The sequence below is a fragment of the Geobacillus zalihae NBRC 101842 genome (genome assembly GCF_001544135.1).
GTDB lineage: Bacteria > Bacillota > Bacilli > Bacillales > Anoxybacillaceae > Geobacillus > Geobacillus zalihae.
Map to the genome: position 1 here is coordinate 23998 of NZ_BCPV01000042.1, position 9924 is coordinate 33921.

General features: G+C 55.1%; 9 protein-coding genes. 8 read left to right on the forward strand and 1 reads right to left on the reverse strand.

Going from position 1 to position 9924, the window contains the following annotated elements:
- Positions 1-9: 9 nt before the first annotated feature.
- The 5 genes from GZ1_RS12040 (at position 10) to pyk (ending at position 5497) form a co-directional block, all read left to right on the forward strand.
- Positions 10-693 carry a FadR/GntR family transcriptional regulator gene (locus tag GZ1_RS12040; protein ID WP_083509298.1) on the forward strand — a complete coding sequence of 228 codons (684 nt, stop codon included), beginning with the start codon at positions 10-12 and terminating at the stop codon, positions 691-693.
- Positions 694-732: 39 nt separating this feature from the next.
- Positions 733-1605 (forward strand): acetyl-CoA carboxylase, carboxyltransferase subunit beta, encoded by an 873-nt coding sequence (accD, locus tag GZ1_RS12045; protein WP_025949478.1) that lies wholly within the window; start codon positions 733-735, stop codon positions 1603-1605.
- On the forward strand, positions 1590-2567 hold the full coding sequence (accA, locus tag GZ1_RS12050) for an acetyl-CoA carboxylase carboxyl transferase subunit alpha (protein ID WP_011232215.1): 978 nt from the start codon (positions 1590-1592) through the stop codon (positions 2565-2567). Before accD ends, accA begins: the two co-directional genes overlap by 16 nt.
- Positions 2568-2746: 179 nt before the next feature.
- Positions 2747-3706, forward strand: coding sequence for a 6-phosphofructokinase (gene pfkA, locus GZ1_RS12055; protein ID WP_025039132.1), 960 nt, complete (start codon positions 2747-2749; stop codon positions 3704-3706).
- A 27-nt stretch (positions 3707-3733) separates the two neighbouring features.
- A complete protein-coding gene (gene pyk, locus GZ1_RS12060; RefSeq protein ID WP_060788532.1) occupies positions 3734-5497 on the forward strand; it encodes a pyruvate kinase in 1764 nt (587 codons plus the stop codon).
- Positions 5498-5639: 142 nt separating this feature from the next.
- Here pyk and ytvI read toward each other — a convergent pair whose 3' ends face one another.
- Positions 5640-6758: a sporulation integral membrane protein YtvI gene (gene ytvI / locus GZ1_RS12065; RefSeq protein ID WP_015375588.1), complete on the reverse strand. Its 1119-nt coding sequence runs from the start codon at positions 6756-6758 to the stop codon at positions 5640-5642.
- Between the two features lie 93 nt (positions 6759-6851).
- On the opposite strand from ytvI, the gene GZ1_RS12070 reads away from it, so the two are divergent.
- The 3 genes from GZ1_RS12070 to icd all read left to right on the forward strand — a co-directional run.
- The gene (locus GZ1_RS12070; RefSeq protein ID WP_015375587.1) at positions 6852-7307 is read left to right on the forward strand and encodes a DUF441 domain-containing protein; all 456 of its coding nucleotides are present in this window, start codon (positions 6852-6854) and stop codon (positions 7305-7307) included.
- Positions 7308-7600: 293 nt separating this feature from the next.
- Positions 7601-8719 carry a citrate synthase gene (gene citZ, locus GZ1_RS12075; protein WP_060788533.1) on the forward strand — a complete coding sequence of 373 codons (1119 nt, stop codon included), beginning with the start codon at positions 7601-7603 and terminating at the stop codon, positions 8717-8719.
- A 72-nt stretch (positions 8720-8791) separates the two neighbouring features.
- A partial coding sequence (gene icd, locus GZ1_RS12080; RefSeq protein WP_060788535.1) for an NADP-dependent isocitrate dehydrogenase occupies positions 8792-9924 on the forward strand: 1133 nt, incomplete at its 3' end.

A 9924-nucleotide genomic window follows, 5' to 3' on the forward strand; every position in this document is an offset into this window, starting at 1 on the left:
GTCAGACCAGTGGATGAAGCGAAGGAGAGGGGTCATTGTATCAAAGAGGAGAACGTGTATGCCGAGACGTTGAAACATATCCACCGCATGATGGCGGGAGGCAACTTAGCCCCTGGCGACAAGCTGCCGTCGGAGCGCGAGCTGGCCGAACGGTTCGGCGTCGGGCGTTCATCGGTGCGCGAGGCGTTGCGGGCGCTTGAATTTCTCGGCTTGATTGAAACGCGGCGCGGTGAGGGGAGGTATAGGCGTGAGGTTGGCAGCCACCAGCTGATCGACCTGTTGGCGATGTTTTTGTTGGAAAACGAACGGGCGAAGGCCGATTTGGCGGAAACAAAATGGCTCATCGAGCGCCTGTTGCTTGCCCTTGCGTGTCGGCGCCGGAGCGCGGAGGACGTAGACGAGTTGAAAAAAATCGTTCGTCAAAAACCGATTGATTTCGCGCGGTTTTTCGAGACGGTGGTGGAAGCGGCTGGCAATGTTTTGCTCGCCCGCATTTGGCGGGTGCTGTCGGGGTTTGCCGCTTCATTTGCGCCCGAGCCGCCCCTTGCCGACGCCGGTTATGAACAGCTGCTCGCCGCTTTGGAAAGGCAAGATCCGGCGGAGACTGTCGCCGTTTGGGAGGCGCAACGGCCTTCGCCGTTGTCGAAACGGGACGGACATCGTTTGACAAACAATGATGTCCATTTTCGATAAAGTAGTAGAGAGGCGAAAACGCAAAGGAGGGGCTCCCTCGTGTGGAAAGACTTGTTTGTGAAAAAGAAAAAGTATGCACCGCTGCCTTCAGAACAAGCGAGGCATGAAGTGCCGGAAGGCGTGATGACGAAATGTCCGCAATGCAAGAAAATTATGTATACAAAAGAGTTGATCAAAAACTTGCGCGTTTGCCTAAGCTGCGGCTACCATCATCCGATGCCGGCGCGTGAACGGATTGCAAGCCTTCTTGATGACGGCAGCTTCCGCGAGTATGACGCCGATATGATCTCGGTCAATCCGCTCGGCTTTCCGGGCTACATCGAAAAACTGGAAGAAGACCGGCGCAAGTCAGGGCTGAACGAGGCGGTCGTCACCGGCGAAGGAGCGCTTTATGGCCATCCGCTCGTCATTGCTGTCATGGATTCATCGTTTCGCATGGGCAGCATGGGCTCGGTCGTCGGCGAAAAAATCACCCGCGCCGTCGAACGAGCGCGCGAACAGCAGATGCCGTTTCTCATTTTCACCGCTTCCGGCGGCGCCCGCATGCAGGAAGGGGTGTTGAGCCTCATGCAAATGGCGAAAACAAGCGCGGCGCTCAAACGGTTCAGCAACGACGGCGGCTTGTTCATCTCCGTCATGACCCACCCGACGACCGGCGGTGTATCGGCGAGCTTCGCCTCGCTTGGGGATTATAACTTTGCCGAGCCGGGGGCGCTCATTGGTTTTGCCGGCCGCCGCGTCATCGAGCAGACGGTGCGCGAAGAGCTGCCGGACGATTTCCAGACGGCGGAGTTTTTGCTGAAGCACGGGCAGCTTGATGCCGTCATTCACCGCCACGAGCTGAAAGAAACGCTTGCGGTCGTCTTGGATCTTCATCAAAAAGGAGGGGAAGAGGGATGGTGGCGGAATTAGAATTCGAAAAGCCGCTTGTCGAGCTGCGCCGCAAAATTCAAGAGTTGAAAGAGTTCATGAAAACGGCGGACGTCGATTTATCGGCGGAAATCGAAAAGCTTGAGGCGCGCCTCGCCAAGCTGGAAAACGAGATTTATGCGAATTTGACGCCGTGGGACCGCGTGCAAATCGCCCGCCACCCGCAGCGGCCGACGACGCTCGATTACATCGAGCGGTTGTTTACGAACTTTCTTGAGTGCCACGGCGACCGCTGCTTTGGCGATGACGAGGCGATCGTCGGCGGCATCGCCAAATACGACGGACTCCCCGTGACGGTCATCGGCCACCAGCGCGGCAAAGATACGAAAGAAAACTTGCGCCGCAACTTTGGCATGCCGCATCCGGAAGGATACCGGAAGGCGCTGCGGCTCATGAAGCAGGCAGAAAAGTTTTCGCGGCCGATCATCTGCTTTATCGACACGAAAGGCGCCTACCCGGGCAAAGCGGCTGAAGAGCGCGGGCAAAGCGAGGCGATCGCCCGCAACTTGTTTGAAATGGCTGGGCTCACGGTGCCGGTCGTCTGCATCGTCATCGGAGAGGGCGGAAGCGGCGGGGCGCTTGCCCTTGGCGTCGGCAATCATATCCATATGCTGGAAAATTCGACGTACTCGGTCATCTCGCCGGAAGGGGCGGCGGCGATTTTGTGGAAAGACGCCTCATTGGCGCAGCGGGCGGCGGAAACGATGAAAATCACCGCTCATGACTTAAAGGCGCTCGGCGTCATCGATGAAATCATTCCAGAAGTCAAAGGCGGAGCTCATCGCAACGCCGACGAGCAGGCAAAAGAAATTGACCGCGTGCTGCGCCGTTCGCTCAAACAGCTGTTGGCGCTTGACGGCGAAGAGCTCGTCCGGCAGCGCTATGAAAAATTTAAACAAATGGGCCAAGTGTCGTTTTTGCCGGAAACGATTCGGGCAAGATAAGGAAAAAGCTGTCTCCGTCGCGGGACAGCTTTGTTCTATCGTGAAAAAATCCACTTTTGTAAGCCGTTTCATCGATCGCTTCTGTATTGTGTTCCGCTGTTGTTCATGGTACATTAGGGATGTTCAAGAAGACGTATGAGGTCGGACGTGTGCAATTCAATGCAAACGAGGTGGAAATGATGAAACGGATTGGTGTGTTGACAAGCGGCGGCGACTCGCCGGGCATGAATGCGGCCATTCGCGCTGTCGTCCGCAAAGCGATTTACCATGGGGTGGAAGTGTACGGAATCTACCACGGGTATGCCGGGTTGATCGCCGGCAATATCAAAAAGCTGGAAGTCGGGGACGTCGGGGACATCATCCATCGCGGCGGCACCATCCTTTATACCGCGCGCTGCCCGGAGTTTAAGACGGAAGAAGGACAGAAAAAGGGGATCGAGCAGCTGAAAAAGCACGGCATTGAAGGGCTGGTCGTCATCGGCGGCGACGGGTCGTATCAAGGGGCGAAAAAATTGACGGAGCACGGCTTCCCGTGCGTCGGCGTGCCCGGGACGATCGACAACGACATTCCAGGCACCGATTTTACGATCGGTTTTGACACCGCGCTCAATACGGTCATTGACGCCATTGACAAAATCCGCGACACGGCGACGTCGCATGAGCGGACGTACGTCGTCGAAGTGATGGGCCGCCATGCCGGCGATATTGCGCTATGGTCGGGGCTTGCCGGAGGGGCGGAGACGATTTTGATTCCGGAAGCGGACTACGACATGGACGACATCGTCGCTCGCTTGAAGCGCGGCCATGAACGCGGCAAAAAACACAGCATCATCATCGTCGCCGAGGGAGTCGGCAGCGGCGTCGACTTCGGCCGGCAAATTCAAGAGGCGACCGGCTTTGAGACGCGCGTGACGGTGCTTGGCCACGTGCAGCGCGGCGGATCGCCGACGGCGTTTGACCGCGTGTTAGCGAGCCGCCTCGGCGCCCGTGCGGTCGAGCTGCTCCTTGAAGGCAAAGGCGGCCGCTGCGTTGGCATTCAAAACAACCAAATCGTTGACCATGACATTGCCGAAGCGTTGGCGAAAACACATACAGTCGATCAGCGGATGTATACCTTGTCGAAAGAGCTGTCGATTTAATTCCCGAGGGGAAAGGAAGAAGAAGTGATGAAGCGGAAAACGAAAATCGTCTGTACGATCGGGCCGGCAAGCGAGAGCGTAGACAAGCTTGTGCAATTGATCGAAGCGGGGATGAACGTGGCGCGCCTCAACTTTTCGCACGGAGATCATGAGGAACACGGGCGGCGCATCGCCAACATTCGCGAGGCGGCGAGGCGGACGGGCCAAACGGTCGCCATTTTGCTCGATACGAAAGGTCCGGAAATCCGCACGCACAATATGGAGAACGGCGCCGTCGAACTGAAGGAAGGGGCAAAGCTCATCATTTCGATGAGCGAAGTGCTCGGCACGCCGGAAAAAATTTCCGTCACCTATCCGGGGCTGATCGATGATGTGTCCGTTGGTTCGAAAATTTTGCTGGACGACGGGTTGATCGGCCTTGAAGTCAACGCAGTCGACAAGCAAGCTGGAGAAATTGTCACGACCGTCTTAAACAGCGGTGTGCTCAAAAACAAAAAAGGGGTCAATGTCCCCGGCGTGCGTGTCAATTTGCCGGGCATCACCGAGAAGGACCGAGCCGATATTTTATTTGGCATCCGCCAAGGCATCGACTTCATCGCCGCCTCGTTTGTGCGCCGGGCGTCTGATGTGCTCGAAATCCGCGAGCTGCTCGAGGCGAATGACGCCTTACATATCCAAATTATCGCGAAAATTGAAAATGAAGAAGGCGTCGCCAACATCGATGAAATTTTGGAAGCCGCCGATGGCCTCATGGTGGCGCGCGGCGACCTTGGCGTTGAGATTCCGGCTGAGGAAGTGCCTCTCATTCAAAAAATGCTCATTAAAAAGTGCAACATGCTTGGCAAGCCGGTCATCACGGCGACGCAAATGCTCGACTCGATGCAGCGCAATCCGCGGCCGACGCGGGCTGAGGCGAGCGATGTCGCCAACGCCATTTTTGACGGCACCGACGCCGTCATGCTTTCCGGAGAAACCGCAGCCGGCCAGTATCCGGTCGAAGCGGTAAGGACGATGCACCAAATCGCGCTCCGCACCGAGCAGGCGTTGGAGCATCGCGACATTTTGTCCCAGCGCACGAAAGAGAGCCGAACGACGATCACCGATGCCATCGGCCAATCGGTCGCCCACACGGCGCTCAATTTGGATGTCGCGGCGATCGTGACGCCGACGGTGAGCGGAAAAACGCCGCAGATGGTGGCGAAATACCGCCCGAAAGCCCCGATCATCGCGGTGACATCAAACGAAGCGGTCTCGCGGCGGCTGGCGCTCATTTGGGGCGTGTATACGAAAGAAGCACCGCATGTCAATACAACCGATGAAATGCTCGATGTGGCGGTCGACGCGGCAGTGCGCTCCGGCTTGGTGAAGCACGGCGACTTGGTCGTCATCACGGCCGGCGTGCCGGTCGGCGAAACGGGATCGACGAACTTAATGAAAGTGCACGTCATCAGCGACTTGCTTGCCAAAGGGCAAGGCATCGGCCGCAAGTCGGCATTCGGCAAGGCGGTCGTCGCCAAAACGGCGGAAGAGGCGTGCCAAAAAATGGTAGAGGGCGGCATTTTAGTCACCATCAGCACCGATGCCGATATGATGCCGGCTCTCGAAAAAGCAGCGGCGATCATTACTGAGGAAGGCGGGTTGACGAGCCATGCGGCGGTCGTCGGCTTAAGCCTTGGCATTCCGGTCGTCGTCGGGGTGGAAAATGCCACAAGCTTGTTTAAAGATGGGCAAGAGATCACGGTCGATGGCGGCTTTGGCGCCGTCTACCGCGGCCATGCGAGCGTGTTGTAACGGACGTTGCAGCAAAACAGGGTGTCCCAAAAGCAGCGGGACACCCTTTCGCATCGTCCTGTATACCCATTAAACATCTTTGTGAAACGAAAGATTGTATTCCTATTATAGAAAGCCGAGCTTTTGAGACAGCTCCCTTCGATTACGTGGTCGGCTTGCCGATAATAAAGCGCCAAAGATCACGAAAAACATTGGCGCTATGGAGCGTGCGGATGATGACAAGCGCGACGGGGCCGGCAATCAAGCCGAGAAAGCCGAGCAGCTTGAAGCCGACGAACAAGGCGATGAGCGTGGCGAGCGGATCGAGGCCGATCGTTGAAGAAAGCACTTTCGGCTCCATGATTTGCCGTTGGACGAGGACGACGACATACAGCACGCCCAATCCGATGGCAAACGGAATGTCGCCGCTAGCCATGGTGTAAATGATCCAAGGAACAAATACAATCCCCGTTCCCAAATATGGCAAAAGATCGACGAACCCGATGATCAATGCGATCGTAATGGCGTAATCGACGCGCAAAATAAGCAAGCCGATCAACACGATGACCGTCGTAATCGAAATGAGCGTCGCCTGCGCTTTGATAAAGCCAAACAGCGCCCGCTTTAAATCAAGAAACACCGTTTTTCCGCTTGTGCGGGCTTTCGTCGGCAGCCATTGCTGCGCCATGCGCACGAGACGCCGCCAGTCTTTGCTGATAAAAAACGTCGCCAACAGCGAAAAAATAAACACGGTCGCGGCATTCGGCAGCCAGGCGAGAAGCTGCGGAATGTTTTGCAGGATGCTTTGGACAAATTCACCAACCGTCGTCCCCATTTTTTTTCCGACGGCTTGAATGTTTTGCATAATCGTATCCTGTTGGGTGGCGCTTAAACTTTTAAACATCCCGGCCAAATCTTTGTAAATCGGGATGATTTGGTCGGCGACGAACGTCTCCATATACGTGATCAATGCTTGAAATTTTTCCGGCACGACGCGGGCTAAATATTGCGTTCCCGAAACGATTTCGGCAACAAGAAGCGTGACCAAGCCGGCGACCGCGGCAAACAACATGATGAGCGTGACGCTGACCGCTAGCCAGCGCGGCATTTTCGCTTTCCGCTCCAAAGCATCGACGAGCGGGTTGATGATCATCGCGATGAAAAAGGCGATGATGAACGGATACGTCACCGTCGCGATGTAGTACGCAGCGATGGCGCCGAGCGCGACAGCGGCGATGACAAGAAAAAAGCGCAAAAAGCGATCAACATAAACTCGGGACAATGTTTCACCTCCAACGATGTTCCATATTGATATATTACACGTTTTCTTACGGGGAAGCAAAAAGACAAGTTTCATAGGAAAGGACGGACGACCGTGAACGAACCGGTGTTGTTTTTATTGTTGTTGCTTGCGCTCGGCTTTTTGGCGAAAAACAAGTCGCTTATTGTCGCCGTCGTTGTGCTGTTGGCCATCAAACTTGTCAGCTTGGATCAAAAAGTGCTGCCGATCATTCAGTCCAAAGGGATCAACTGGGGAGTGACGGTCATTACGATCGCCGTGCTCGCTCCCATCGCCTCTGGGGAGATCGGCTTTCGGCAGCTTGTCGGCTCTTTGCAGTCGTTGTCGGCCTGGGTGGCGCTCGCATCTGGCATTTTTGTCGCCTTGATCGCCAAAAATGGAGTAACGCTCCTTGCCCATGACCCGCATATGACAGCGGCGCTTGTGCTCGGAACCATCCTCGCGGTTTCGCTGTTTCATGGGGTGGCGGTTGGTCCATTGATCGGCGCTGGCATTGCCTATACGGTCATCAAAATGGTAGAATATTTTTGATCACCAGGCGGCGTGTGGGATCCTCCGTTTTGAGATGAATGGATTTCTATTTTATTCCTGATCATCATTTCTTTTGACGTGTGACAGCTGACAAAAGTCTGATAATTGTTTATAATAATAAACGTGAGTGAGTTTTCGGCCAAGCATTGTGCAGCTGTTGCGACGGGGCGGTTGCCGCCGGCGTCATGTAAGCACTTTCGCGCGCGCGTTTGTTTTTGCCTCCATTTCGAGCAAGCGCTCATCGGCCATCGGTCGTTATGGCCGGAACTTATGAAGAGAAGGGGAGATTGAACATGACAGTAACCCGTGGGTTAGAGGGAGTTGTGGCCACAACTTCAAGCATCAGTTCGATCATCGATGACACGTTGACGTATGTCGGTTATGACATTGACGATTTAGCCGAAAACGCTTCCTTCGAAGAAGTCGTTTATTTGCTTTGGCATCGCGAACTGCCGACGAAAGAGCAGCTTGAGGAATTAAAGAAACAGTTGGCGGAAAACGCTGAAATTCCAAATGAAATCATTGAACACTTCAAGCTGTATCCGATTGACAAGGTGCATCCGATGGCGGCTTTGCGCACCGCGGTATCGCTTCTCGCCTTGTATGACGAAGAGGCGGATGTGATGACGAAAGAGGCGAATTATCGGAAAGCCATTCGCCTGCAGGCGAAAATTCCGACGATCGTGACCGCCTTCGCCCGCGTGCGCAAAGGGTTGGAACCGGTTGCGCCGCGCAAAGATTTGAGCTTTGCCGCCAATTTCTTGTACATGCTGACCGGCAAAGAACCAGACGACATCGCCACGGAAGCGTTCAACAAGGCGCTCGTGCTGCATGCCGACCACGAGTTGAACGCGTCGACGTTCACGGCGCGCGTCTGCGTAGCCACGCTGTCCGATATGTATTCCGGCATCACGGCGGCGATCGGAGCCTTGAAAGGGCCGCTTCACGGCGGGGCGAACGAAGCGGTGATGAAAATGTTGACGGAAATCGGCACGGTCGACAACGTCGAGCCATACATCCGCAGAAAGCTCGCCAACAAAGAAAAAATTATGGGCTTTGGCCATCGCGTTTACCGAAAAGGCGACCCGCGCGCCAAACATTTGAAAAAAATGTCGGAAAAACTGACGAAGCTCGTCGGCGAGCCGCATTGGTATGAAATGTCGACGAAGATTGAAGAAATCGTCACATCGGAAAAAGCGCTGCCGCCAAACGTTGACTTTTATTCCGCCTCGGTTTACCATTGTTTAGGAATCGATCATGATTTGTTTACGCCGATTTTTGCCGTCAGCCGCACCTCGGGATGGTTGGCTCACATCTTGGAACAATACGACAACAACCGTCTCATCCGTCCGCGCGCTGAGTACACCGGCCCAGGCAAGCGGGCGTACGTGCCGATCGACGAGCGCGGCTAAAACAAGTGGACAAGGCGGTGAAGGCGCGCCTTCACGCCTTTTTATAAAAAAACTGCATTGGGGGTTTTGCTCGTGACGCAAGGAGAAAAAATTACAGTCCAAAATGGTGTGCTCAACGTTCCGAACAACCCGATCATTCCGTTCATCGAGGGGGATGGAACCGGCCCGGACATTTGGGCGGCCGCTTCGCGCGTGCTCGAAGCAGCGGTGGAAAAAGCGTACAAAGGTGAGAAAAAAATCGTTTGGAAGGAAGTGCTCGCTGGTGAAAAAGCGTACAAGCTGACGGGCAGCTGGCTTCCGGATGAAACGCTTGAGACGATCCGCGAATACATAATCGCCATTAAAGGGCCGTTGACGACGCCGGTCGGCGGCGGCATCCGCTCGCTGAACGTCGCGCTCCGCCAAGAGCTCGACCTGTTTGTCTGCTTGCGCCCGGTTCGCTACTTCCCAGGCGTTCCGTCGCCGGTGAAACGCCCGGAAGACACCGATATGGTCATTTTCCGGGAAAACACGGAAGACATCTACGCTGGCATTGAATATGCCAAAGGCACGCCGGAAGTGAAAAAAGTCATCGACTTTTTGCAAAACGAAATGGGCGTGCGCAAAATCCGCTTCCCGGAAACGTCCGGCATCGGCATTAAACCGATTTCCGAACAAGGGACGAAACGGCTTGTGCGCGCGGCGATCAACTACGCGATCGAACACGGCCGCAAGTCGGTGACGCTCGTTCATAAAGGAAACATTATGAAATTCACCGAAGGCGCGTTTAAAAACTGGGGTTATGAACTGGCGGAGGAAGAATTCGCCGACAAAGTGTTCACGTGGGCGCAATACGACCGAATCGTTGAAACGGAAGGCAAGGAAGCGGCGAACAAAGCGCTTGCTGATGCGGAAGCGTCCGGCAAAATCATTATCAAAGATGTCATCGCCGACATCTTCCTGCAACAAATTTTGACGCGTCCGCGCGAATTTGACGTCATCGCGACGATGAACTTAAACGGCGACTACATTTCCGACGCGCTGGCCGCTCAAGTCGGCGGCATCGGCATCGCGCCGGGGGCAAACATCAACTACGAAACCGGCCACGCGATTTTCGAAGCGACGCACGGCACGGCGCCGAAATACGCAGGGCTTGACAAAGTCAACCCATCGTCCGTCATTCTCTCGGGCGTCATGATGTTTGAGCATCTTGGTTGGAACGAAGC

Excerpts from the sequence above, each read along its gene's own strand:
- accA (WP_011232215.1), top strand. The coding sequence starts at position 1,590 with ATGGTGGCGGAATTAGAATTCGAAAAGCCGCTTGTCGAGCTGCGCCGC.
- citZ (WP_060788533.1), top strand. The coding sequence starts at position 7,601 with ATGACAGTAACCCGTGGGTTAGAGGGAGTTGTGGCCACAACTTCAAGC.
- pfkA (WP_025039132.1), top strand. The coding sequence starts at position 2,747 with ATGAAACGGATTGGTGTGTTGACAAGCGGCGGCGACTCGCCGGGCATG.
- pyk (WP_060788532.1), top strand. The coding sequence starts at position 3,734 with ATGAAGCGGAAAACGAAAATCGTCTGTACGATCGGGCCGGCAAGCGAG.